Below are 25,506 nucleotides of genomic sequence, written 5' to 3' on the forward strand. Positions count from 1 at the left end.
GAAGTTTGATCCTTTGGTTGACGGATGAAGAATCGTCCTTGATAATAATGAAAGGAGATAAAGGTGGTGTTTTTTTGAAAAAACAATTCAAGTTCGTGCTAGCCATTCTGGTGACAGCAGCGCTTTCCTCATCGATTACATTTGTGATCACAAAACAAAGTGCTGTCAGTGTCTCAGGAGATGAGAAGTTTAGTAAACTCATGGCTGCTTATACGAAGGTCAAAAATGAGTATTACGAAAAAACGGATGATCAAAAACTAGTAGATGGTGCGATTCAAGGAATGATTGCATCACTTGATGATCCATACTCTACATATATGGATCAGGAGGAAGCCGAAGGGTTTAACAACACCATTTCTTCCTCATTTGAAGGAATTGGTGCACAAGTAGAAGAAAAGGATGGACAAATTTTAATTGTCGCACCGATTAAAGGCTCTCCTGCTGAAAAAGCTGGTTTGAAACCTCATGATCGTATTTTAAAAGTGGATGGAAAAAGCACAAAAGGCATGTCAGTCAATAAAGCGGTATCTCTCATCAGAGGGAAAAAAGGAACGGATGTCAAGCTAAGTCTGAATCGTCAAGGTGTTGGAAACGTGGACGTGAATATTACAAGAGACACCATTCCTCTTGAAACGGTTTATACAAAACTAACAAAAGATAAAATAGGAGAAATCCAAATTACTTCTTTTGCTGAAACGACATCTAAGGAGCTAGACAAAGCGATTGATGACCTCCAGAAAAAAGGTGCAAAAGGTTTTGTGATTGACCTAAGAGATAATCCAGGCGGCATCATGACTGAAGCGATTGAAATGAGTAATGACTTTATTGATAAAGGAAAAGTCATTATGCAGGTTGAAGAAAAAGGGAAGAAACAAGTGTACAAAGCGGAAAAAGAACGAAAAGTTCAGCAGCCGGCTGTTGTCCTAGTAAACGGCGGATCAGCTAGTGCTGCTGAAATCATGGCGGCAGCTCTGCACCAATCATCAGGTATTCAAATTGTTGGTGAAAAGACATTTGGTAAAGGGACTGTTCAGAATGCCCAAAGCTATAATGATGGTTCTAGTGTGAAATTAACGATCGCCAAATGGCTGACACCAAACGGCTCTTGGATTCACAAAAAAGGCATTGAACCACAGATAAAAGCATCTCTACCGAGTTATGCGAAGCTGCCATATTTAAGCCCAAAAAAGACGTATCAGCTGAATGATCATGGAGATGAAGTCAAAGCGGCTCAAAAAATGTTCCAAGCGCTTGGCTACAAAGCAAAAGCAAATGGAGAGTATGATCAAGCATTCCAGTCGATCTTGAAAAGCTTCCAAACTGATCACGATCTGAAGGCAGACGGTATTCTCACAGGCGACACAACGACGGTACTGATGACAAAGATCCAAGAGAAGCTAAAGAAAAATGATACGCAAATGAAAAAAGCCATTGAAGTGTTGAAAAAAGAAATGAAATAGAAAAAGCACTCTTCGATTAGAAGAGCGCTCAGATGGTTGACAAAGGGCTAAAATGAACTTGATTTTAGCCCTTTGTCTTCTTTTTAGCGTGACCTGAAAACCTTTGCATTCTAGGAAGGACGAGTACCGGTGCGGAGCGAATTTGACATTCGTTCCCGGGAATGCGAGGGTTTGTCTACACGCTGGGCAGTTCTTATCAGGGGACTGCTTTTTTCTTCTGCTTACGCTTTATTGGCTACCGGTTCTACTTGTTCACTGCCATTTTCAAACAGATCGCTTGTCACGGAGTTAGATGTGACATTTTTCTGGAAGAACGGATTCAATATCAAGATGATAAGAACGTTCGCTAGTAAACCGAGAAAGCCCTCATAAAGGCCAAACGTCACTTGTGTGATATTGGCTGTGAAAGTAACGATAATTCCTGCGACAAGCCCAGCAATGGTTGCTTCTCTAGATTGTTTTTTCCAGAACAAGCTGATCGCAATCGCCGGGAAAATTTGAACCATTCCTGAAACACCGATCAGCTGAAGCGTAACAAGCGCAGTTGGGAACAGCATACCGAATAAAAGAGCAAGCCCAATGACGATAAATACCATTGAACGTGTAATGATGGTTAACCGTTTAGGTGACACATTTGGATGGATTAAGTCACGGTATAAATTATTCGCAAATAAATTCGACGCGCCAATGGCCATGATCGAGCATGGAATGAGTGAAGCAAGTGCAATCGTTGAATAGGCAAGCCCCTGCATCACGCCTCCATATGACGTTTGAATTAAATGAAGAAGTGCAAATCTAGGATTTGTATCTTCTGGTAAGACCAAAAATGCAATAAATCCAAGGAAAATGACCAAAATCAGCACAATGTTGTAAAGGGGTAAAAAGATGCTGTTTTTCCGGATGGCATCTGCGCTTTTCGCTGTAAATACCCCAGTAGCTGCATGTGCCCACATAAACAAAGCAAGTGCAGAAACGCCTGAAGCGGTAATAAACCATAAAATGCCTTTAGGACCGCCTTCAGGTATCGTTAGAAGCTGCGGCGCCTCTTTAGCTAACGTATTCATCATTGGTGTCCAGCCGTTAAAATGAATAATAGGCAGAGAAACCACCATAAAAAGCATGATCACCCAAACAAGAATATCTTTAATAATGGCTGTATATGTAGGCCCTTTAATCCCACTGAAAAACGTATAAAGCGCGACTAAAATAAATGAAATCACAACAACTGCATTCACATTAATATAACTCGTTCCAGCGACAGTTAGCGTATCTTGAATGCCGCTTAGCTGCAGACAAATATATGGAATCAGCATCAGTACACCGATAATGGCAATTAAACTGGATAACAGCTTGCTGTCAAACCGCTCACGTGCATAGTCAGCAAGTGTTGTCAGCTTGTGATTTTTCGCAACCGTCCAAAGTTTCGGTAAGAAGAAATAAGCAATAAAATAAGCAAGAACCGAATAGGGGATAGCGAAAAAAGCCACACTTCCAGCTGTATAAGCTGTACTTGTTAGCCCTAAAAAGGTATAGGCTGTGTATAAGTCTGCGCCAACAAGGAACCAGACGAGCAGCCCGCCGAATTTTCTTCCGCCGACAGACCATTCTTCTACTGTCTGTCTTGACGATTTGTCACGACCAGCGGCAAATCCGATGACCACGACGATGAAAATAATACTTGCAGTAATCAATAAAGCTGTTAAATTTCCTTGCATCAGTCAGTTCCTCCAGTTGAATGTTGCATCCTGTAAATGATAAATGTGCAAATAGGTGTAAGAACAATCCATAGTAAGAGCCAGAAGTGGAAAAAAGGCAGCCCAATCACAAATGGATGAATACGATTCACCAAGGGAAGCAGTGCAAGCTGCCCAATGAATGGAATCGCGATGAGTAGTGCCAGCATCAATTTTTTATTCATGTGTTCCTCCTCTAATATTTTGTAATTTCATAATAATAGCAGTTGTCAGATTAGATCACAAGACCATTTTCAGAAAAAACAATCATTTTTGTGAATATCATACTAATATAACGCTTTCATTTTGGAAAAGAGAGAAAGAGCGAAGTACGGTAAAGGGAATCTTGAAAATAAGTATGGAGGAATAATATTTAATGCAAATAAAAAAGCCCCAGCATGAAGCTGGGACTGTGCCGTTTTTTATAGGAAATCAGATACTTCTTCGATGTCAAAACGATTGCTTTTATGAGCTTCTTTTGCTGCTTTTCCGACAGAAATTAACATAACTGGTTCGTAGCGGCTGCTCACATTGAATTCTTTTATGTAAGCTTCTTTGCTGAAACCGCCCATTGCGCAAGTATCATATCCCATAGCTTTTGCCGCAATCATTAATTGCATGGCTGCTAACGAAGCATTTGAATAGGCAGCTTCACGTGCATATTGCTCGCTTTGGTAAGCACTATTGATTTGCGTCATCAGTGTTTCTTTAATGTCCTCTGTGATGAACCCTTGCTCTGCTAGCTCACTGTAAATTTTTTCGCCATTTTTATTGGCTTCAAGGTCACCTAGCACAGCAATGACAGCGGATGCTTGTGAAACTTGTTTTTGGTTGTAAGCAATTGGAAGAAGCTTTGCTTTTGATTCAGCACTATGGAAAACAGTGAAATGCCAATGTTGAAGGTTCCATGCAGATGGTGCTTTTGTTGTGATATCAAGAAGCTCTGTTAACTCTTCCTTTGTCATTTCATGAGTTGTATCATACTCTTTTACTGAAGCTCTTTCTTTTAAAATGTCAATCGTTTTTTGATCGGTCGCCATATGGATATTTCCTCCCGTTTGTGCAAATAGTATGGTACAATAAATAAAAAAGTGAGAAACTTACTTATTGTAACTAGAGACATTTTAAATTGTATACCGTTAATTTGTCAAACATTCATGAAAAGAAAGGCTGAAATATATGGAATTCCAATTATGCCCACACATTCAGCAAGCTTTTTTACTTCTTGGGAAAAAGTGGAATGGTCTCATTATTCATGTATTGCTTGATGGTCCAAAGCGGTTTAAAGACCTGACGGATATGATTCCATCTATCAGTCAAAAAATGCTCGCAGAACGCTTAAAAGAGCTTGAACAAGAAGGAATTATAGAGCGCATTGTGCTGCCTGAAATGCCTGTGAAAGTCATCTATTCCTTAACCGAAAAAGGGAATGCATTAAACGATGTGTTTGGAGAAGTATCGCGCTGGGCAGGGGAGTATGCCGGATCTCATGAAAAAAAAGAGCAAGCCTAGTTTCAGGTTTGCCCAAACGTTTTGTCTCCTGATGAATATGCTGATGTTAGGCACATGACAAAGGAGGAGAAATGCATGTACCCTCATACTCCGTATTTTCGAGGCGGCGCCCCTGGCATTCCGCCGTTTGAATCCAGAGTCCCTTTGTTTTTTGGTTTTGGCGCTCCTTTAGTCGGCGGACTGCTTGGCGGATTTCTAGGAAGTGCGATTTTTAATTATCCTCGTCCATATTACCCACCACCACCACCGCCTGTTCCACCACCATATGGCGGCGGATATCCACCATATTATTAAGAAAAAAGACTAAGCCTGCTCCCATACGAAAGCAGGCTTTTTATAATGGAATATCTATTTCAGAAATCCCCGGATCATCATGCTTTAAAAACATAATTTCTAAAATACCATCCTGATACGAAGCCTTCGTTCCTTTTCTTTTCACAGCAGCAGGCAGGACCACCTTCTTTTGTTCATTCTCTTCTGGAAAATGATCAATAAAGAGTAGATTAGCTGTATGTCTGATTTTTACTTTTTCAGTGTTTGGACGAGCAAGCTCTATTTTGACAAACACGTGATCAGTTGTCTCGAACACTTCAACATTCGGCTCTTTCTCTTTTTTAACATCGGGCTCTCTCGTTTTTTTCTGCTGAGACAGCGGATCCTGAAAGGGGAACTGAGCAGAATAATTGGAGCCGAATACACTTTCCATCACTTGATTGACATATTGCTCAACATCTTTAGGATCTGAATTTTTTAAGGCTTCTTTTGAAAATTGTTTTTGAAAAGGGAATAATCGGTTCCAGTCAAACATGCAAATCATCCTTTCTAAATGCCCTGAATTAGTATATGCCCATTCAGCGGAGTGCGTGCTATAATATACGATAGGTTTAGAAAGGAATGGTTAGATTGAACGAACAACATCAATCAAAAGGTGTCTTATATACTGCGGCATCTTTTACATTATGGGGGCTGTTCCCATTATATTGGAAACTGATGGAACATATTTCGTCAGGCGAAATTTTAGCGCACAGAATCGTATGGTCATTTATTTTTATGTGCGGTATTCTCCTTTATTTAAAGCAAGTCCGTCCAGCGATGCAGACTGTGAAGGGTCTGATGATGGACGGAAAAGCATTTTTCTCCTTACTTTTATCTGCTATTTTAATTTCGGTTAACTGGTATGTGTACATTTGGGCCGTGAATCATGATCTCATGCTAGAAGCGAGTTTGGGGTATTATATTAATCCACTTGTATCAGTTTTACTAGGCATCATTTTCTTGAAAGAACGAATGAATAAAATGCAAACAATCGCAATTCTCGTCGCCGCTGCTGGCGTGATCATTTCAACAGTTCAGTACGGTTCATTCCCAGTTGTTGCTTTCTTATTAGCCTTTAGCTTTGGTTTTTATGGCTTGATTAAAAAGAGGATGAGTTTTACAAGTGCCATTGGACTAACGATTGAAACGCTTCTTCTTGCGCCGGCTACACTTGTTTACTTATTATTTTTCTTAAAAGAACCAGTTGTGACAATGCATCCGAGCAGCTTCGGTTCTCTTGGCCTGTTATTTTTTGCAGGGGTCTTTACAGCTGTTCCGCTTCTTTTATTTTCTGAAGGGGCAAAAAGAATTCCACTTTATCAAGTGGGCATTTTGCAATATATTGCACCGACGATTACGTTGTTCTTAGGTCTGTTTGTGTATCACGAACATTTATCTGCGGCTAAAATCGTGACGTTTCTCTGTATTTGGACAGCGATTTTCTTATTTACCACCTCGCAAATACGAATGAAAAAAACAGCGAATTCTCATTAAAGAGAACAAGCAGTTTGCTTTTTTTTGAAGGCGGATCATGTCATAATAAGTTGTTACCAAAACTGTAGAGGGTGATCACATGTCATCAGCCAATGAGCTAGTATTCGCTTACAGGTCTTTATGGAAAAATCGTCAGCTTCAAGTCGATGATATGTCTTCTTTACACGAGGCCATATGTGATGATTTACTCGATGCACGCACCCATCCGCGTGCAAGAAAATCTTTGCATCAAAAGTACGTGCTCGCTGTGGAGAGAATATTAGAGAGTGCTGTTAAGCAGGATCATCAGCTGCAGCTGATCAGCTTACATACGAAAAAGCTGCGAGAACTAATTCAAAATGAAGGAAGGAACCACTCATGAAACCAATTCAAACGGAAGATGTCACAGCACATCTTGAATCGTTTTTAAATCGTCCAGTCTTCGTTCATCTTGAAACGACAACTGGTTCTTATTCAGCTCATGTGAATGAACAAAACATGACGGTCGTGGCGTATATCCGCAATGCGAAAGTCGTCTATTCACAGGCAAAAATAAAAGGACAAGGTCCATACCGTGTGGGAATGAAAACGGAAGATGGCTGGATTTACGCAGAAGGTTTGACCGACTACGTGTTTGATGACCAAGGCCGCTTGCTGTTAGCAGGGCATCTGCCAGATGGAAAACTAGCGATCTCATTACAAATTAGTGAAACACCATTTCAGGTGTAGGAGAAAGGGTGACAACTGATGAACGAACATGTACTTGTGATGCTGCCTCACCCCGACGATGAATCCTTTGGGGTCGCAGGGCTCATCGCGCAAAGCAGAAAACGTGGAATTCCAGTGACGTATGCATGCGGAACACTTGGAGAAATGGGAAGAAATATGGGAAGCCCGACATACGCTAACCGTGAGACACTACCTGAATTAAGAAAACAGGAATTAATCAATGCATGTAAAGAAATGGATGTCACGGATTTACGTATGCTTGGCCTTCGCGATAAAACGTTAGAATTTGAAGATGATGAGTATTTGGCCGATGTGATGGAAAACATCATTGATGACGTGAAACCAACACTTATTGTCACGTTTTATCCAGGGCATGGTGTACACCCTGATCATGATGCGACAGGTGAAGCGGTCATTCGTGCTCTATACCGCAAGAAAAAAGAAGACCGTCCCGTCACATACTGCATGGCCATTACGAAAAATCGAGAAGAAGTGCTGGGAAATGCCGATATTGTGATTGATATTACAGATGTAGCAGATATCAAATTAAACGCACTAAGAGCGCATAGAACACAAACAGAAGGCATGCTAAGAGAGCTTGAACAAAAGCTGAAAAACAAAGAACCTGTCGTCCAAAAATGGTTCGATGAAGAAATTTTCTGGACGTATCAATGGAATGACTAAATAAAAAGAGCTGGCCGAAGTCAGCTTTCTCGGGCTGTCGTCAACATATCGACAGCCTCCTTTATTGTCTAAATACCTATGATTGATATGTCTTCTTAACCGCTTTATTTAGTTGATGGTAGATTCCTAAGTATTCGCGATGAGTTTAAGAAATGCCTGATTGACTGTAAATGTATCATATGGTAAATTTTAATCGTATAAAATGTCAAATTCTTATATTATTCTTCTTTCATCCTTCTCTTTTTACACCTTTATTTAGCGATCGACTCATCCATGTAAATGGTCTCATCATTTTCCAATCGAATTTTATATCAAGTTGTCTATTATGAAAGCGCAGAGTGAAATAAAGAAAAGCTTTATTAAATATTACTCACACGTTTCATAAAAGGATTTGACGAGTATACATTCCTTGGAGAATCAGATTCTGGCGATACTATAGAAGGAACATTTGGTTCAATAAAGGGAGATACTTTTATGGTCAAGTTAAGGTTGTTATTAGCGGCGAATCTTATTTCCTCTGTAGGTACTGGAGTTACTTCCTATTTAATGATTTGGCTGCTAATAGACCAATTAAATCAGTCAGTTTTATATGGCATTGTAACCATGGTTACGATGACTTTTGTGTTCTTAGCCTCTCCTTTTTTAGGAAGCTTGGTTGATAGACACTCTCGAAAAAGCATATTCCTTCAATTGGAGATCACTGGTGCGGTCATGCTGCTTATTTTTCTCATTCTCTTTGATATTTCAACTTTTCTTAACATCATTCTTGTCGTTATATTGACCTTGTACAATACGACATATGATTCAATAAAATATCCAACCTTATCAGCTCTAACCCAAGAAATGTTTAATAAGAATGAGTATAGCAAAGTGAATAGCAGTTTAGAGGTTCAGGGGCAAGCAGCGTTAATGATCAGCTCTGGTTTAGCCGCTTGTTTGATCGGACAAATATCTATTACAGTTATATTGCTTATGAATGTCATCACTTTTGCCATCGCATCCATTCTCATTTATAAATTGCCCTATCAATCTAGCAGTTCAATTAAGGAACAATTCCATTCTACTAAAAGTGCATCGTACTGGGAAAACTTCACATCATCACTACAATATCTTTTCCACCGTAAAGTTTTGTTTGTCCTTTTACTAACGACTTTTGTGCCCAGCATTGTCATTATTGTAGCGAATTATTTGGATCCCATTTTTGTTTATCATTACTTAAACGAGGGGCCCTCAGTGATTGGCATCGCCAATATTTTTTACGCAGTCGGCGCAATCAGTGCAGGCTTCATTGCGTATCAAATGTCGAAGAAAGTCGGGGATATTCCGGGAGTTATGTTGTTCATGCTTCTTTTTGCCGCCTCAATCATGGCTATTTTCCTCATTCCTCATTCTTACACATTTATTGCAGCAAGTCTGTTTTTAGGAAACGCAAATGCATCAATTAGGATTTTCAGAAAAAGTTATCTGTTTCGTCATGTTGATAATGCGTTCATGGGACGCGTCAACTCTTTCATCAATGCTTGTAAGTTATTAGGTCAGATTTCGCTTATTGGTATTTTAACAATCACTGTGGTGCCAGCAGGAAAATCAAATGTTGGCTATGTCATTTTATGTATGATCGTCATGGTCTCTCTTCTCATCACCTCCTATTTATATGTGAAGAAAATCCGTACATTAGACTGAACAATGTCCTGCTTTTGCCTCATTAGGTCTCTCAGATGGAAGGGTGGGGGCAAGCTTGCTCCTGGGCGGATAAAAAATGAAGTCATATCATTTAGTGTACATCTCACAACATTTACCGCACTGTCTCAATTAAAAAATCAACCGAGAATGATTCGGTTGATTTTTTACACTTTGAATTTAGGTAATGATGATACACGATGATTTTCAATTGGATTAGACAGAGAATATCGTCTTTCAATCAATCTGAGGCGGATAAAGAGGACGATTGCACCTGCGGCAAGTCCGGCAATGAGCCCGATCCAATAGCCAAACGCCCCAAATGAGGTATACGTACCAATCAGGTAGCCGGCCGGAAGACCAATGACCCAGTAAGAGACAAAAGCAGCAATCAATGTATAATTCACATCTTTATAGCCGCGCAGAGCGCCTTGAATCGGTGCAGCGACCGCATCTGACAGCTGGAAAAAGATCGCATACATCAAAAAGTGCTGTGTCATTTGTAAAACAGCTGAATCGGCTGTATACAAACCTGCAATCTCAGGTCTAAATAACAAGATGAGTGCTGCCGTACATAACGAGAACAAAACAGCTGTTCCAATGCCAATATAGCTGTAGCTTTTGGCATCTTTATACCGCATGGCACCCGCTTCAAAACCTACGACGATCGTTAACGCCATAGAGATGCTGAGCGGCAGTATATATAAGATAGAAGCAAAGTTCATCGCTGCTTGGTGACTTGCGATCGTCACGGTATCAAAGTGACCCATTAAAAGAGTGACGGCGGCAAAGATGCTTGTTTCAAAAAAGATCGCAAACCCAATAGGGATACCGATTTTCAGTATTTGTCCCATACGGGAGAGGCTGAACCGGGGCAGTTTTTGAAACAACCGAAAGGAGGCAAACGGTTCGGCTTTGATGACAATACAAATACTCATGATAAAAATCGCCCAATACGTCATCGCAGATGCAAGACCAGCCCCCGCACCGCCAAGCTTTGGAAACCCAAAGTTCCCAAAAATAAATAGGTCATTTAAAACAAAATTAATAGGAAGTGCGGTTAACGTAATGAACATCGTCACACGTGTTTTTCCTAATGCATCAACGAACGATCTCATGACTGAATAACCAAAAAGCGGGATGATTCCAATAGCAAGGAAGCTGAGAAAATGTCGGGCAATGGTTTCTACGGATGGTTCAAGCCCAAGTCTCCCTAAAATAAAAGGAACACATAACGATCCAATGACGATCACCACGATACTTAAAAGGAAAGATAAATAAATGGCCTGGAAGACAGCCCGAGGAACGTCTTCCCTGCGGCCACCGCCCATTAACTGAGCCACAATAGGGGTAACGGCCATTAATATACCGGCAAGTCCAGTATAAACAGGTGTCCAAATACTAGAACCGATCGCTACACCCGCAAGGTCTTCTGCGCTCACCTTTCCAGACATAACCGTGTCTAAAAACGTGATAAGCGAAAGACCCGCTTGCGTAATTAAGATCGGAATCAAAATAGTTAAAAATTGTGCCAACTTTGCTCGAGTGCTATTCGTTTCTCTCATCATAAGTTCCTCTCTGAACATAAATAACGAGAGGAATTATATCATGCTATGTAAAAAAATCAATTCTCCGTCGGATTATTTTTCTTTGATGGCTTCGTTTTTTTAAACATTTGGGCATAAATAAAAGAAAGACTGACAACACCTAAAATGCTGCAAGCATATTGAATGATTTTCTGAATGGTCATATTGAGTTCACCTCCATACAAATAGAATGTGCACAATTTGTTATTTTATGACACAAGCGAAACAAGGAGAGAAATGGTGAGATGATGAATAGCACAAACGAAGAAACGATGTTTAAATTAGAGATGAAATCCCATTTGATGCAAATGATGATGGATGCAAGGAAAATCGTCGATTCGCTTGACCAGACGGAGCAATGTCTCCTTTGTGAACTCGAATCATTGCATGATCAGTTTAATGAAATGCATGCAGAGGCTTCCTCGTTTTATTTGCAATCGTATATGGAAGAATTCACACCGGGATTTGCTCAATTTTCTTTAGCCATTGAGAATTTATCAAAACAAAAGCATGGAGCACTGATTGTGATTCAAAGAAGAGACGAGGTCGAGGATTATATCCAAAAAGGGACAAACCTCCATGCGAAAATAAGTGCATCATTAATAGAGAGCATTTTCTACCCTGGGAATCCACTTCATGATGGCGCTCTTTTAGTAAAAGAAAATACGCTTGTCTCCGCCGCAAATGTCCTGCCGCTCACCTCAAAGAAAGTCAGTCCTTCTCTTGGGACAAGACACCGGGCAGCCATCGGACTATCTAGTATGACCGATGCACTTGTTCTCGTTGTATCAGAAGAAACGGGAAAAATGTCGTTTGCGAAAGAAGGAGTGCTTTATCCGCTCACTGTGAAAGGTCCGGAAATTAGGAAATAGCCATGTCCACGGCATTCTTCATTTGGAAGGATGCTTTTTTTAATGGAGAAAAAACAGGCAATTAAGTAAAAAGTCATTTGATACAGAAAAATTTGTCATGTAGAATAGAACTATGAAACTAGCAGCGTGCTTGTTTTGACAAATTTTCTAAACGTCAACTTAAAAATTCCTTGAAAAATGTTTATAAATACAGTAAACAGCCGATAGAAACGATATGGCTTTGTTTTAGCATTTTGAGTTTGCTGCTCTAACCTATTTATGATTGCCCAACGTCTTCATGTCGAGTAATATAATAGAAATAAAGATAAAATAGTGCAAGAGAAGCAGAACCATTAAATGCTAAACTCAAAACTAGTACATAAGTCTTATTGAACGAAATTATGAAAGGCGGAGATTCATCTATGAAGAAAAAAGTAGTAACCGGCCTCACAGTTTCAGCGATCGCGGGCTCAGCTGTTATTGCTGCACCGGCAGAAGCACAGACGATCAAGGTGAAAAGCGGTGACTCACTTTGGAAGATTGCCGAACAGTACAATACAAGTATTTCGGAGCTTCAATCTCTTAATCAATTAAAAACGACAATGATATTTGCAGGACAAAGCTTAAAAATTCCTGGTGCAAAAAGTTCGAAATCCAGCTCATCAACAAGCTCAAAAGCAACGAAATCCAGTGCTTCAACGACATCTAGCTACACTGTCAAGCTTGGAGATTCATTATGGCTGATCGCAAAAAATCATAACATGTCAGTTGCAAGCTTAAAAAGCCTGAACAGCTTAAACAGTGACCTCATTCGCCCTGGTCAAAAACTGAAAGTGTCTGGAAGTACAAAAACGAGCGGCAGTCAGTCATCAAGTTCAAATTCAACATCTAATTCCAGCTCAGATAATAAAACAACGAACTCAAATAGTTCATCATCAGCATCTAGTACATACAAGGTGAAATTAGGCGATTCTCTCTGGAAAATTGCCAATTCCTTAAATATGTCGATTGGTGAAATTAAAACATTGAACGCCTTAAAATCTGATATGATTTATCCAAATCAAGTATTGAAGATAAAAGGGACGGTGACGTCAAAACCAAGTCAGCCGCAAACACCTGCTAAGTCAAGCAGCCCGTCTTCAAACAGTAATCAGTCTTCAAGCGGTAAAACAACATCTTATACCGTCAAATCAGGTGATTCATTGTGGAAAATCGCCAATCAGTTTAGCGTGCAGGTTCAATCCATCCGCATGGCAAACAGCTTGAAAAGTGATGTGCTTAGAATTGGACAAGTATTGAAAATTAATGGCGCGGCTTCCGGCTCAACTGGATCTGATGGTTCTACGTCTAACGGTTCAACAACTCCGGCTAACAATAGCAAAAACGACGTGCCAATGAATGCAAAAATTATGACGATGATCCAAGAAGGCAAAAAGCTCACAGGCATTCCTTACAGATGGGGCGGCAATACACCAGCTGGGTTTGACTGTAGCGGCTTTGTGTACTATCTCATTAATAAGGTTTCATCTGTATCGAGATTAAGCACAGCAGGCTACTGGAATATGATGACGCCTGTCAGCACACCACAAGTTGGAGATTTTGTTTATTTCACAACGTACAAAGCAGGGCCTTCTCACATGGGACTATACCTTGGGAATGGAGATTTCCTTCATGCGAGTGACAGCGGCGTAGGGATTTCAAACTTAAGCAACCCATATTGGAAAAAAGCGTATCTAGGTGCAAAACGTTTCTTCTAAAAAGCCGATTTTCGGCTTTTTTTGTTTGTCCCCTTATGAGATTGTCCATACTGATTGAAAAAAGGGGGCAGTCAGATGAAAATGTCCATGTGGACGGTCATGATGTGTTTGGTCATTCTCGCATCAGCATGTCATGCGCCGCCGAAAAAAGAAACAACAGAAGAGAGTCACGAAGTTGCAGCACCTAAACAAGCGCCAGTCACCGCTTCATTGATTAATGAAAGCGGGCAAAAAATAGGAAGCATCGACATACGAGAATCCTCATCAAATGGACTGGATTTACATGTGAAAGCAAAAGGATTACCGCCAGGAGCCCACGGCTTCCATATTCATGAGACAGGCGTATGTGAAGCACCAGATTTTGAAACGGCGGGTGCGCATTTTAATCCCACGCATAGAGAACACGGCTTCGACAACCCAAAGGGGCATCATGCGGGAGATATGCCTAATTTAGAGGTAGGAGCAGATGGCCAGATTGATGTTGTCGTCAATGTACCTGATGTGACGTTAAAGGGAGGCGCAAATCAATTAATTGATCAACATGGCCGAAGTTTTATCATCCATGCAGAAGCAGATGATTACTTAAGTAACCCGTCTGGAAATTCAGGGAAACGCATCGCTTGCGGAGCCATCACAAAAGAAATGGTAAAATAACAGAAGACGAACCTTTATGTATTGAGTGCATAAAGGTTTTTTTAGTATACTTGGTGAGGAAAATGATCGAAGAGAGGAATTAATCATATATGTTTAACCAACAATCACTCCCAGAAGAAATCCAAGCAATGATCAAAGCGAAAACGAAAGTTCTTAACGAAGAATACCGCCAGCTCATCGGAACAGGCGGCTATGAATCACAAGATCCTTCTATCATTCAAGATGCCATCATTGCCCTTGCGCTAGGAAAAAACGTTCTTTTAAAAGGACCGACCGGCTCAGGTAAAACAAAATTGGCAGAAACTTTATCCGCTTTCTTTCAGCAGCCGATGCACAGTGTAAACTGCTCGGTTGATCTTGATGCAGAAAGCTTAATTGGCTATAAAACCATCCACAATGATGGTCAGGTCGCTTCTATAGAATTCATTGAAGGCCCCGTAACAAAAGCGATGAAAAAAGGTCACCTTTTATATATTGATGAAATCAACATGGCAAAGCCGGAAACATTGCCTATTTTAAATGGTGTGCTTGATTACCGAAAAATGATGACAAACCCGTTTACAGGTGAAGTTGTTAGAGCGGAAGAAGGCTTCGGCGTAATTGCGGCAATCAATGAAGGATATGTTGGTACAGTGCCTCTCAACGAAGCGCTGAAAAACCGTTTTGTCGTCATAGACGTTCCTTATATTGGCGGGGGAATTTTAAAAGAAGTGCTGCAATCTCAATCCGTCTTAAAGAATGAGCGGTTCATCGACCAATTCGTACAGCTCTCATCAGATCTCATTACACAAGCGCACAATGGACAGGTGAGTGAAGAGGCAGCATCCATCCGCGCGCTCTTAGATACATGTGATCTTGCACAATATATCCCGCCGCTTCGTGCCGTTGAACGAGGGATTGTTGAAAAGCTAGAAGATGACCGGGAAAAAGCAGCGGTAAGAAATATTGCCCAAACATTATTCGAGTGAGGTTCTGACTTTTGAAATTCATCAAATTTAATGACAGCAGAATCGATTCATTTTTATTTATGGAATTAACGGATTTAGCCAAAACATTAGCCGAAAGTGACGATGTCGAACTGGAATATGGCGTGCAATCCTACTATGAACCTTTTGAAAAGAAAATTTACATCAGCCATTTTTGGGATGATCGCAAACAAGAAGACATGACCGCAGGGCTAAAAAGTGATGTGTTCCTGCGCGCAGTAGGTGCGGTGTATAGCGATCTTACGGTATTTCAGGATATCATCCGCTATGCCCATACACTGTCTATTCCTGATGTATGTAAACAATTGTTTATGCTGTTTGAAGATATCCGAATTGAAGAGCGAATTAAACGTGACCGCCCAGGAACAAAAAAAGTGTTTAAACGCAGAAGAGAACTTTACAGACGCCACTTTAAGACGCAATTAACGATTAACCAGGAGCGAAGCATTTTAACAGATGCTCTCTTTTGCGCCATGTATCTGAAGCTGACAGCTGAATCACCGCTTGAAGAAATTCCATCCCTTCACGAGCGGATTCATCCGATGATTCCGTTTATTGAGTCAAGTCTTGCACGAGTATATGATGCAGATTCTACATCTGATATAGCAGCAATCGTAAAAGCATTGACAGAAGGATTTGATGAGCTTCTTGAAAAAGATATGCTGAATACATACTTTTTCTTCCCAGAATTGGACTATGAAAAAGCGGCAAAAGAACCGCTGTTTCATGACCTCAAAAGAAAACCTAAGCTAAGTGAGGACATCAAAGTCGACCGGGAAAAAGAGGGGGATGAAGACATCCACCAAGAGTATATGGAAGTATGGCATAGAGAAACGGAAGCGCCGTCTAAAAGTTTCCTTCAATTTGATTTAGAGCACGGCGGTAAAAGTGATCTCGGTAAAGATGCGGCAAGAGAAGGTGATGATGGAGATCAAGCGCTTGGAACTGTTCAAGGCTCTGCCAAGCAAACCCATCGAAAAGACTATTCAAAGCTTGAAGCATTAGAAGAGGCAGAAGGCGAAGAAAGCGGAGCAGATACTCATGAGAACGGGAAAGAGAATAAATTTGCGTTCCCAGTCATGATTTCACCAGATCCTCCTACGCCAGAGCAAATCGATGTGTATAAGCAGCATGCAAAGGCCATTGAACCTTACCAGAAACGCTTAAAGCAAATGATTCAAAAAACACTCGAGCATAAAAAAACATGGCCAAAAACAGACCTTCATGCAGGACGTCTTAGTAAAAAGCTCATTCGCTATTTTACCGAGTCTAATCCGCGTCTTTTCTATAAAAAACAGGCACCATCCTCTCAAATTGATGCTGTTTTCACCCTGTTAGTTGACTGTTCTGCGAGCATGTTTGACAAGATGGATGAGACGAAAAAAGGGATCGTACTGTTTCATGAAGCATTAAAATCAGTGCAGGTACCTCACCAAATTGTAGGGTTTTGGGAAGATACAAATGACGCAACAGAAACAAGTCAGCCGAACTATTTCAATACAGTTGTATCGTTTAAAGACTCCTTATTTGACGCAGGACCTTCCATTATGTCACTTGAACCAGAAGAGGATAACCGGGACGGCTATGCGATTCGTCAAATGACAAACATGATTTTAAAACGAAGAGAAGAGCAAAAATTTCTCATTGTCTTCTCAGACGGAGAACCCGCAGCGTTCAGCTACGAGCAAAATGGGATCGTGGATACACATGAAGCGGTTCTTGAAGCGCGGAAAAAGGGAATTGAGGTAATCAATGTGTTTTTATCCAATTCACCAATTGAAGAAGCACAGATGAAAACGATACAAGATATGTATGGCAAGTTCAGCATTTTTGTACCAGATGTCGATACACTGCCAGATGTCTTATATCCATTACTCAAGAAACTTCTGCATAAAAGCATTGGGGCATAAGGTTTTGCCCCTTTCTTCAAATTATTTTTCGGAATGATTTAAATTTTTTGTTTTTCTTTGAATTTTTTATCTTTAATTGAACAAAGAATGTAGAAAGTAATCCAAAACAGTGGTAGAATATGATTGGAAGCGTTTTATTACATAAATTTGGTCATTTTGTTCTGGAAGTTATATCGAGATAGTGTTCAATCACTTGATGATCAAAGTTGGGGGTAGTGTTCAAAATGTTTCAAAATAATGTGAAACAACCGTTGAGTTGGGAAGAATTTCATGGTCCGAACCTCGGCTACGTGCTCGAGCTCTACGATCAATATGTCCAGGATCCTACTAGTGTTGATGAAGATCTAAGAGGCATGTTTGATGAACTTGGTGCACCACCGAGTGAAATGAAGGAGGAAATTGGGAAAAAAGAAAATAGCGTAGTTACTTCTGAACAAATCCAAAAGATAGCATCAGTCGTTAAACTGGCAGAAGACATCAGAACGTATGGCCATTTAAATGCTTCCGTCAATCCTCTTCGCAAAGAAAAGGAATTACAAGAGCTGTTTCCTTTAAAGGATTACGGTTTAACTGAAGAAGACGTTAAAAATATTCCGATATCAATTATCAGTGCAAGCGCACCTAAAAACATTTCAAACGGCATAGAAGCCATTAACCACCTGAGAAATACGTATAAGCGTACCATTTCGTTTGAATTTGATCACGTGCATGACTTCGAAGAGCGAAACTGGCTCTTAAACTCGATTGAATCTGGTGAACTATTTAAGAAAAAACCAGCTGATAAACTAGTTTCTGTATTCAAAAGATTAACAGAAGTCGAGCACTTCGAGCAGTTCCTTCATAAAACATTTGTGGGGCAAAAGCGTTTTTCTATAGAAGGATTAGACGCACTTGTTCCAGTACTAGATGAAATTATATCAGAGTCTGTTACACAAGGGACTTCAAATATTAACATTGGAATGGCACATAGAGGCCGTTTAAATGTATTAGCCCATGTATTAGGAAAACCATATGAGATCATTTTCTCAGAATTCCAGCATGCGCCAAATAAAGAGCTTGTTCCATCAGAAGGCTCTATCGGCATCAGCTACGGATGGACAGGGGATGTGAAGTACCATCTTGGGGCTGATCGTCAAATTAAAGATGAAGATACAAAGAGTGCGAGAGTCACACTTGCCAATAACCCGAGTCACTTGGAATTTATTGACCCGATTATTGAAGGAAGCACACGTGCTGCTCAGGAATCACGTACTCAAAAGGGCTATCCAGTTCAAGACGTCGAAAAAGCGTTAGCCATCTTAATTCATGGGGATGCAGCATTTCCTGGAGAAGGAATTGTAGCAGAAACATTAAATTTAAGCCAGTTGGATGGCTATCAAGTAGGTGGAACGATCCACATCATTGCAAACAATATGATTGGATTCACAACGGAAAGCAATGAATCTCGTTCAACGAAATACGCTAGTGACCTTGCAAAAGGATTCGAGATTCCAATTGTTCATGTCAATGCAGACGATCCAGAAGCATGTTTAGCGGCAGTTCAGTTAGCTGTAGAATACCGCAAACGCTTTAAAAAGGATTTCTTAATTGACTTGATTGGTTACCGCAGATACGGCCATAACGAAATGGATGAGCCTTCGACAACGCAGCCAATGCTATACGATGCGGTCAGAAAGCACAAAACCGTCAAGAATATCTTTGCGGATAAGCTTGTCTCAGAGGGTCTTCTGTCAAAAGAACAACGAGAAGAAATCGAGCAGGCTGTAACGAAAAAATTAGAAGAAGCCTATAAAAAAGTGCCTTCAAAGAAAGAACATACGATTCAAGAAATTGAACTGCCAGAGCCTGTGTCTAATGGCTTCCCAGCAGTCGATACATCCGTTGAATTTGATGTATTAAGAAAGCTGAACGATGAATTGATCAGCTGGCCGAAAGACTTCCAAGTATTCGGTAAGCTAAAACGGATCCTTGAAAAACGTGCAAAGGTGTTTACAGATGACCGGAAAGTGGAGTGGTCACTTGGTGAAGCACTGGCATTTGCATCTATATTAAAAGACGGTACGCCAATTCGAATGACCGGACAGGATTCAGAGCGAGGCACATTTGCTCAAAGAAACCTTGTTCTTCACGACAGTCAAACGGGAGATGAATTTATTGCTCTTCATGAACTGAGTGATGCAAATGCATCATTTGCAGTCCATAACAGTCCACTGTCTGAAGGCTCTGTCATCGGATTTGAATATGGTTATAATGTCTATTCTCCTGAAACATTAGTGATTTGGGAAGCTCAATTTGGAGACTTCGCAAATGCGGCTCAAGTGTATTTCGATCAATTTATTTCAGCAGGCCGCGCAAAATGGGGACAAAAATCAGGTCTTGTAATGCTCTTGCCGCATGGATATGAAGGACAAGGTCCAGAACATTCAAGTGGAAGAACAGAGCGCTTCCTGCAATCAGCTGCTGAGAATAACTGGACAGTTGCGAACTTGACAAGTGCCGCGCAGTACTTCCATATTCTTAGAAGACAGGCGAAAATGCTGCTTCGTGAAGAGATTCGTCCGCTTGTCATTATGACACCGAAGAGTCTGCTTCGTAACCCGAACACATTATCCGAAGTCCAAGAATTAACTGACGGACAGTTCCGTCCAGTTCTGGAACAGCCGGGACTTGTGCATGATCATGAAAAAGTATCACGCCTCGTTCTATCCAGCGGGAAGGTATCAATTGATATTAGTGATCGTTTCAATCAAATGGAAGAGCCGAAAGATTGGCTTCATATTGCGAGAGTGGAACAACTATATCCATTCCCAGCGAAAGATATTAAAGCAATTTTAACGAAACTTGTGAACTTAGAAGAAATCGTCTGGGTGCAAGAAGAACCACAGAATATGGGGGCTTGGGGATACATCGAGCCATATTTACGTGAAATTGCGTCTGAAAAAGTAAAAGTGCGTTACATCGGCCGCAGAAGACGCTCAAGTACGGCTGAGGGTGATCCAACAGTGCATAAAAAAGAACAAGAACGAATTGTATCTGATAGCTTGACTCGCAAAAACTAAGGGGGAAATGAAAAATGGCGGAAATTAAAGTACCTGAATTAGCGGAATCAATCTCGGAAGGAACGATTGCCCAATGGCTAAAGCAGCCGGGCGATTATGTTGAGCAGGGAGAATACCTGCTAGAACTTGAAACAGATAAAGTCAATGTCGAACTGACAGCTGAAGAATCTGGTGTACTAAAAGAAGTACTGAAAGATTCTGGTGACACTGTCCAAGTTGGAGAAGTCATTGGAACCATTGCAGCAGGTGAAGCTGGCGGAAGCGAGTCCGCAGCTCCAGCACCTGAGCAAGATTCTGCACCAGCTTCGAAAGAAGAACCGGCAGCTGAACAAAAACAAAAGGCACCAAAAGAAGAGCCAAAAGCTGGTAATGGCAGAACCATCGCTTCTCCTGCAGCTAGAAAACTAGCACGAGAGAAGGGACTAGACTTATCTGAGATTCCAACCGTAGATCCGCTGGGCAGGGTACGAAAGCAGGATGTGGCTTCTTACCAAAAGAATGAAGCTCCTGCAAGTGCACCGAAAGCCGCGCCAAAAGCAAATGTTGCAGTGCAAAATGACCAAGCAGGAAAACCAGTTGAGCGTGAAAAAATGTCACGCCGCAGACAAACCATTGCAAAGCGTTTAGTTGAAGTTCAACAAACAGCTGCGATGCTGACAACATTTAATGAAGTGGATATGACAGCTGTGATGGATCTAAGAAAGCGTCGTAAAGATGCCTTCCTTGAACAAAATGATGTGAAACTTGGCTTCATGTCCTTCTTTACAAAAGCTGTAGTCGCAGCACTTAAGAAATATCCGCTGCTCAATGCGGAAATTCAAGGTGACGAGCTTGTCATCAAGAAATTCTATGACATCGGTATCGCTGTAGCTGCCAATGAAGGGCTTGTTGTTCCAGTTGTCCGTGATGCAGACAGATTGTCATTTGCAGGAATTGAAAAAGAAATTGGCCATCTTGCGAAAAAAGCAAGAGATAACAAATTGTCTCTCAATGAATTACAAGGTGGATCATTCACGATCACAAATGGTGGAACATTCGGTTCTCTGCTTTCGACACCAATTTTAAACAGTCCTCAAGTTGGAATTTTAGGAATGCATAAAATTCAGCTTCGTCCTGTTGCGATTGATGAAGAACGTTTTGAAAACCGCCCAATGATGTATCTAGCTCTTTCTTATGACCACCGTATTGTCGATGGAAAAGAAGCTGTTGGATTCCTTGTCACCATCAAAAACCTGCTTGAAGATCCTGAGCAGCTATTGCTTGAAGGATAATCGGAAAAATAAAAAGCTAGCACCGATTAAGGGGCTAGCTTTTTTTCTCTTTGTTTTGTTGATTTCCTCGTTTTGACCAATACGTCGCAAGCCATGAGCCAGATAAATTATGCCACACACTAAAAATGGCACTTGGTACGGCGGCAAGAGGAGAGAAGTGTGCTGTCGCAAGAGCTGCGCCAAGTCCAGAGTTTTGCATCCCCACTTCAATCGAAATAGCTCTTTGGGAGGGAATGTCCATTTTAGACCATTTGGCAATAAGGAAACCAAATAAAAGCCCGAGTCCATTATGTAACATAACAACTGCAAAAATAAGCAGGCCAGATTGCAGTATCTGGTCTTTATTTGCACTGACAACCGCAGCGATGATCGCCACAATCCCGGCAACAGATACAAGCGGCAGTGCTTGAACTGCATATGTGACTTGTTTTGAAAAAAACAATTTGACGATGACCCCTAAAATAATCGGAATCAAAACAACTTGGACGATCGACAAAAATAAAGCACCTGGAGATACGGGCAGCCAGGATCGTGCAAAAAGGTAAATGAAGACAGGGGTTAAAATGGGGGCAAGTAGTGTTGATATCGTTGTCACGGCAACAGATAATGCCGTATTTCCTTTCGCCAAAAAGGTCATCACATTGGAGGCTGTTCCGCCTGGGCAGCAGCCTACGAGAATCACACCAACAGCGATTTCAGAAGGCAAATGTAACCCATAGGCCAATAAAAATGCAATCAGCGGCATGAGTGTATACTGCGCCAAAACCCCGATCAGCACATAGAGAGGTTTTCGGAACAGCTCTTTAAAATCATCAGAGGACAGCATCAAACCCATTCCAAACATAATGATCCCAAGTAAAAAAGGAATATAAGGTCCAATCATCGAAAATGCGGCAGGGAAGAAAAAGCCTAGACAAGCAAATACAATGACCCATATGGCAAATGTTCTTCCTGCAAAGCGGCTAATGTTTAAAAGGGTGTTCATTCATCATTCAACTCTCTTTCTTTCCATATCTTTTCTATTTTAAATGAATTTTCTGAAAAAACAACCTGATCTTAATAGGTGTTTATAATTATATTATGTAAACTAAAAAACCCACGCAGGCCAAGGCCTACATGAAGCATGATATCAATAAGGGGTCCATTTCACTTGCTGAGCCTGCTTTAGTCTTGCTTCAGGCTCACGCCAGTCAACGACATTCCACCACCGGTCTACATATTGTGTCTTTTCATTTCGGTACTGAAGGTAGTAGGCATGTTCCCACACATCAAGGGCAAGGAGAGGGATGACATCCCATTGTGAGAGCAGTTGGTGGCGTTCGGCTTGTAAAATCTCTAAGCGATGAGCGCGTGGTGCCCATACAAGGATCGCCCACCCGACTCCTTCTACTTGTTTGGCTGCCGCTGAAAAATGTGATTTGAATGCCTCATAGCTGTCGAACGAATGCTCAATAAGACGAAGCATTTGACCAGTAGGCTTTCTTTTTCCTGAAGGACTCATTGAAAACCAAAAGATACAATGTAAATAATGCCCTGCCCCATGAAAAGAAAGCTCACGTTCCCAATGCTTGATCATCGTAAAATCATTGGTTCTTCTTGCTTTTTTTAGTGCAAGTTCAGCTTTATTTAGACCATCGACATAAGACTGATGATGCTTTTGGTGGTGCAAATACATAATTTCCTTTGAAATATAAGGCTCTAGCGCTTCATACCGATAAGGCAGTGGTGGTAACTGATGATTTCCTGCTGCTACATCCCGCAGGGCTTCGTGTTGTTTCAAATCGTCTGCAATCCTTTCGGCCAGTTCGTACCACTCTTGTTCACTGGAACGGTCATCGTTCATTTTGACGCGTAAATTTTCTGCTTTCTGGTGAATGTGATCATCTTGAGTTACATGTTGAATCGAGCTAAGCCACTCTTTGAGCTGTGAACGATATTCTTCCTTATTCATTGATACGCCTCATTTCTTTTAAAAATGTGGAACAAGCCATCATTGGAAACACAAATGGATAGCTATGATATGTGATGTAAAATTGCTTTGGCAGTCCAATGCCTACTGGATAGTGCAAGGCTTCTTCCGTATGATGATGATTCACTAAAAAGGAGACAGCTTTTAAAATCGCTTTGTCATTTGGTTTCTCATATTGCAGGAGAGCCTCTGCTGCCCAGGCGGTTTGAACCACTGTGCCAAACGGGAGCGGGACATAGGTTTTCACTTCTGCACTTTTGCATGATTCTCCGAAGCTGCCATCCTCTAGTTGAATCTGCTTTAGGAAACGGCATGCTTTTTGAACGGCAGGGTGTGAGAAAGGGATACCGGCCGCTTTGAGTCCTGTTAACGCTGCCCAAGTTCCATAAATATAACAAACACCCCATCTGCCAAACCATGATCCGTTTTTCTCTTGATGATCAAGAAGCCATTTCACGCATTGATCTTTTTGTCTGAGGATAGTTGGAGAAGCCATGTTTTTCTCCTCTAAACCAATCAGATGAAGCACGCGGCCTGTAATATCAGGAGTTGAGGGATCAATGGCCGCATCCTCCGCCGATTCAAGCGGAAGATGACGAAGCAGAAAGTGATCTTGATTTTTTTCGAACGCAGAAAAGCCGCCATCACGGTTTTGCATGGAAAGAAGCCATTCAAACCCTCGTGTCCATTGCGCTTGCGCAAATTCTTTTGGAATTGCTTTTAACACAATTTGTGTGTCATCACAATCAGGGTTATTGGTATTAATATGTGAAAAACCAAAGCCTCCTGGAGCGGCATGCCGGTTATGAATTGCCCAATCCGCTTTCTTCATTTGCTGCCGGTTCAACAAGTATGTGAATGATTTTATGATCATGGGATCTTCTCGTTTTTTGCCTGCTTTTTGAGAGGCATAACTGACCAGCGCAGTATCCCAAACAGTGGATGTGGAATTCTCAGCATACATGTGGCCGTGACAGGAGGTGACAAGCTTTTTCATGCCTTTGACCGCTTTTTGGATGAGATGATGTCCTGGTGGGTGACCAAGGCTCATTAGTGCATAGACCATAAAGATTGTCGCACTTAAGTAACTGTACAGCGTCCCATCTTGTTCAAGCCGGTCAAACATATATCGCTTAGCCGCTTCATATCCGAAAAAGTCGAGCCGGTTGTCTAAGGCGGTATATGATCTCATATACATCAGGAAGTGATCCGTTGAACGTTCTTCTCTTGCCATAAACCAGTCAAATGGATTTTTGGACATGCTGTCATCAAGGTGTGCTAACGATGGAAACTTAGCATGAGAGGTATACCGTTTGTTCAGTGCAATCATCATTGGCACAAAATGAATTCTTGCATATGCACTAAGATGGTAGAAATGCAGTGGAAATGATGTAGGGATGAGTAAAAAAGAAAGGGGTGCATAGAAGTACGGCCAGGGGTGCATGCCATTGACGGCGAGCATCCACTTTGTCATAAAATGTACGTTCTTTAATCCACCTTTTGATCGAATATATTGTGCTGCTTTTTTCATATGAGGTTCGTCTTTTTGAAATTTGCCAGAAGCGAGCATTCCGCAATAGCCTTGAACTGTTGCTGTGACATGTCCCGTTTGATCATGATACAAAGAAAAGGAACCATCTTCATTTTGCTTTGCATGTATTGCTTCGGCCAATTGATAGATCAATGTCTGATCGGGGTCATGCACAGCCTTTAACAGCATAATTAAAAAAGCATTTGTCATCATAGGTCCTTCAAAGCAGAAAACAAAAGCGCCATCTTCTCTTTGTCTGCGTTCTACCTGCATGTGCAGTTCATTGATGTATTCCTGTACTCTCGTTTTGACATCCTGCATTTGGTCATGCTCCTTTCCTTTACCA

The 25,506-nt window shown here is 41.2% G+C and carries 24 protein-coding genes; 15 read left to right on the forward strand and 9 right to left on the reverse strand.

All coding sequences use genetic code 11. The annotated features are described in order from the left end of the window. Positions 1 to 74 precede the first annotated feature (74 nt). Positions 75 to 1,460 carry a S41 family peptidase gene (locus tag BK049_RS17520; protein ID WP_071169055.1) on the forward strand — a complete coding sequence of 462 codons (1,386 nt, stop codon included), beginning with the start codon at positions 75 to 77 and terminating at the stop codon, positions 1,458 to 1,460. Positions 1,461 to 1,681: 221 nt separating this feature from the next. On the opposite strand, the gene BK049_RS17525 is transcribed toward BK049_RS17520, so the two are convergent. The 3 genes from BK049_RS17525 to BK049_RS17535 all read right to left on the reverse strand — a co-directional run bounded on the left by BK049_RS17525 (position 1,682) and on the right by BK049_RS17535 (position 4,233). Continuing rightward, positions 1,682 to 3,175, reverse strand: coding sequence for a sodium:solute symporter family protein (locus BK049_RS17525; RefSeq protein ID WP_008360013.1), 1,494 nt, complete (start codon positions 3,173 to 3,175; stop codon positions 1,682 to 1,684). Next, positions 3,175 to 3,378: a DUF3311 domain-containing protein gene (locus BK049_RS17530; RefSeq protein WP_008360011.1), complete on the reverse strand. Its 204-nt coding sequence runs from the start codon at positions 3,376 to 3,378 to the stop codon at positions 3,175 to 3,177. Before BK049_RS17530 ends, BK049_RS17525 begins: the two co-directional genes overlap by 1 nt. 237 nt (positions 3,379 to 3,615) lie before the next feature. After that, the gene (locus BK049_RS17535; protein ID WP_071169056.1) at positions 3,616 to 4,233 is read right to left on the reverse strand and encodes a nitroreductase family protein; all 618 of its coding nucleotides are present in this window, start codon (positions 4,231 to 4,233) and stop codon (positions 3,616 to 3,618) included. A gap of 139 nt (positions 4,234 to 4,372) precedes the next feature. On the opposite strand from BK049_RS17535, the gene BK049_RS17540 reads away from it, so the two are divergent. Together BK049_RS17540 and BK049_RS17545 are read left to right on the forward strand one after the other, a co-directional pair. Beyond that, on the forward strand, positions 4,373 to 4,705 hold the full coding sequence (locus tag BK049_RS17540; protein ID WP_071169057.1) for a winged helix-turn-helix transcriptional regulator: 333 nt from the start codon (positions 4,373 to 4,375) through the stop codon (positions 4,703 to 4,705). Positions 4,706 to 4,780: 75 nt separating this feature from the next. Then, a complete protein-coding gene (locus tag BK049_RS17545; RefSeq protein WP_008360006.1) occupies positions 4,781 to 4,999 on the forward strand; it encodes a hypothetical protein in 219 nt (72 codons plus the stop codon). Positions 5,000 to 5,039: 40 nt separating this feature from the next. Here the strand turns inward: BK049_RS17545 and BK049_RS17550 are convergent, their stop codons facing one another. After that, on the reverse strand, positions 5,040 to 5,513 hold the full coding sequence (locus BK049_RS17550) for an Hsp20/alpha crystallin family protein (RefSeq protein WP_008360004.1): 474 nt from the start codon (positions 5,511 to 5,513) through the stop codon (positions 5,040 to 5,042). 95 nt (positions 5,514 to 5,608) lie between these two features. Between BK049_RS17550 and rarD the strand changes: the two genes are divergently transcribed. From rarD to BK049_RS17575, 5 genes are all read left to right on the forward strand, one after another. Further along, positions 5,609 to 6,514 carry an EamA family transporter RarD gene (gene rarD, locus BK049_RS17555; protein WP_071169058.1) on the forward strand — a complete coding sequence of 302 codons (906 nt, stop codon included), beginning with the start codon at positions 5,609 to 5,611 and terminating at the stop codon, positions 6,512 to 6,514. A 79-nt stretch (positions 6,515 to 6,593) separates the two neighbouring features. Beyond that, a complete protein-coding gene (locus BK049_RS17560; protein WP_008360001.1) occupies positions 6,594 to 6,875 on the forward strand; it encodes a hypothetical protein in 282 nt (93 codons plus the stop codon). Beyond that, positions 6,872 to 7,222, forward strand: a complete 351-nt coding sequence (locus BK049_RS17565; RefSeq protein WP_008359999.1) for a YojF family protein — start codon at positions 6,872 to 6,874, stop codon at positions 7,220 to 7,222. The genes BK049_RS17560 and BK049_RS17565 overlap by 4 nt, the downstream gene beginning before the upstream one ends. Positions 7,223 to 7,240: 18 nt before the next feature. Next, positions 7,241 to 7,906, forward strand: a complete 666-nt coding sequence (gene bshB2, locus BK049_RS17570; RefSeq protein WP_008359998.1) for a bacillithiol biosynthesis deacetylase BshB2 — start codon at positions 7,241 to 7,243, stop codon at positions 7,904 to 7,906. Between the two features lie 474 nt (positions 7,907 to 8,380). After that, on the forward strand, positions 8,381 to 9,589 hold the full coding sequence (locus BK049_RS17575) for an MFS transporter (protein ID WP_071169059.1): 1,209 nt from the start codon (positions 8,381 to 8,383) through the stop codon (positions 9,587 to 9,589). Positions 9,590 to 9,753: 164 nt separating this feature from the next. On the opposite strand, the gene BK049_RS17580 is transcribed toward BK049_RS17575, so the two are convergent. Both BK049_RS17580 and BK049_RS20020 read right to left on the reverse strand, forming a co-directional pair. Next, complete coding sequence (locus BK049_RS17580; protein WP_071169060.1) at positions 9,754 to 11,151, reverse strand: MATE family efflux transporter; 1,398 nt, start codon at positions 11,149 to 11,151, stop codon at positions 9,754 to 9,756. A 59-nt stretch (positions 11,152 to 11,210) separates the two neighbouring features. Next, on the reverse strand, positions 11,211 to 11,336 hold the full coding sequence (locus tag BK049_RS20020) for a hypothetical protein (protein WP_008359993.1): 126 nt from the start codon (positions 11,334 to 11,336) through the stop codon (positions 11,211 to 11,213). Positions 11,337 to 11,417: 81 nt separating this feature from the next. Here BK049_RS20020 and cdaS point away from each other — a divergent pair, with 81 nt between their 5' ends. The 7 genes from cdaS to odhB all read left to right on the forward strand — a co-directional run bounded on the left by cdaS (position 11,418) and on the right by odhB (position 21,660). Then, positions 11,418 to 12,044: a sporulation-specific diadenylate cyclase CdaS gene (gene cdaS / locus BK049_RS17585; RefSeq protein WP_071169061.1), complete on the forward strand. Its 627-nt coding sequence runs from the start codon at positions 11,418 to 11,420 to the stop codon at positions 12,042 to 12,044. A gap of 401 nt (positions 12,045 to 12,445) precedes the next feature. Next, positions 12,446 to 13,780: a C40 family peptidase gene (locus tag BK049_RS17590; RefSeq protein ID WP_008359989.1), complete on the forward strand. Its 1,335-nt coding sequence runs from the start codon at positions 12,446 to 12,448 to the stop codon at positions 13,778 to 13,780. Positions 13,781 to 13,855: 75 nt separating this feature from the next. Beyond that, the gene (locus tag BK049_RS17595; protein WP_071169062.1) at positions 13,856 to 14,434 is read left to right on the forward strand and encodes a superoxide dismutase family protein; all 579 of its coding nucleotides are present in this window, start codon (positions 13,856 to 13,858) and stop codon (positions 14,432 to 14,434) included. A gap of 89 nt (positions 14,435 to 14,523) precedes the next feature. After that, positions 14,524 to 15,402: an ATP-binding protein gene (locus BK049_RS17600; RefSeq protein WP_008359985.1), complete on the forward strand. Its 879-nt coding sequence runs from the start codon at positions 14,524 to 14,526 to the stop codon at positions 15,400 to 15,402. An 11-nt stretch (positions 15,403 to 15,413) separates the two neighbouring features. Next, positions 15,414 to 17,330, forward strand: coding sequence for a vWA domain-containing protein (locus BK049_RS17605; RefSeq protein WP_071169063.1), 1,917 nt, complete (start codon positions 15,414 to 15,416; stop codon positions 17,328 to 17,330). Between the two features lie 224 nt (positions 17,331 to 17,554). Continuing rightward, positions 17,555 to 20,389 (forward strand): 2-oxoglutarate dehydrogenase E1 component, encoded by a 2,835-nt coding sequence (gene sucA / locus BK049_RS17610; RefSeq protein WP_071169064.1) that lies wholly within the window; start codon positions 17,555 to 17,557, stop codon positions 20,387 to 20,389. Positions 20,390 to 20,403: 14 nt separating this feature from the next. Further along, positions 20,404 to 21,660, forward strand: coding sequence for a 2-oxoglutarate dehydrogenase complex dihydrolipoyllysine-residue succinyltransferase (odhB, locus tag BK049_RS17615; RefSeq protein ID WP_071169065.1), 1,257 nt, complete (start codon positions 20,404 to 20,406; stop codon positions 21,658 to 21,660). Positions 21,661 to 21,694: 34 nt separating this feature from the next. On the opposite strand, the gene BK049_RS17620 is transcribed toward odhB, so the two are convergent. The 3 genes from BK049_RS17620 to BK049_RS17630 form a co-directional block, all read right to left on the reverse strand. Next, positions 21,695 to 22,645 (reverse strand): bile acid:sodium symporter family protein, encoded by a 951-nt coding sequence (locus tag BK049_RS17620; protein ID WP_071169066.1) that lies wholly within the window; start codon positions 22,643 to 22,645, stop codon positions 21,695 to 21,697. Positions 22,646 to 22,789: 144 nt separating this feature from the next. Further along, positions 22,790 to 23,611 carry a superoxide dismutase gene (locus BK049_RS17625; RefSeq protein WP_008359976.1) on the reverse strand — a complete coding sequence of 274 codons (822 nt, stop codon included), beginning with the start codon at positions 23,609 to 23,611 and terminating at the stop codon, positions 22,790 to 22,792. Beyond that, positions 23,604 to 25,481 carry a terpene cyclase/mutase family protein gene (locus BK049_RS17630; protein ID WP_071169067.1) on the reverse strand — a complete coding sequence of 626 codons (1,878 nt, stop codon included), beginning with the start codon at positions 25,479 to 25,481 and terminating at the stop codon, positions 23,604 to 23,606. The genes BK049_RS17625 and BK049_RS17630 overlap by 8 nt, the downstream gene beginning before the upstream one ends. Between the last annotated feature and the right edge of the window lie 25 nt (positions 25,482 to 25,506).

The sequence above is a fragment of the Bacillus xiamenensis genome (assembly GCF_001857925.1).
Lineage (GTDB): Bacteria > Bacillota > Bacilli > Bacillales > Bacillaceae > Bacillus > Bacillus xiamenensis.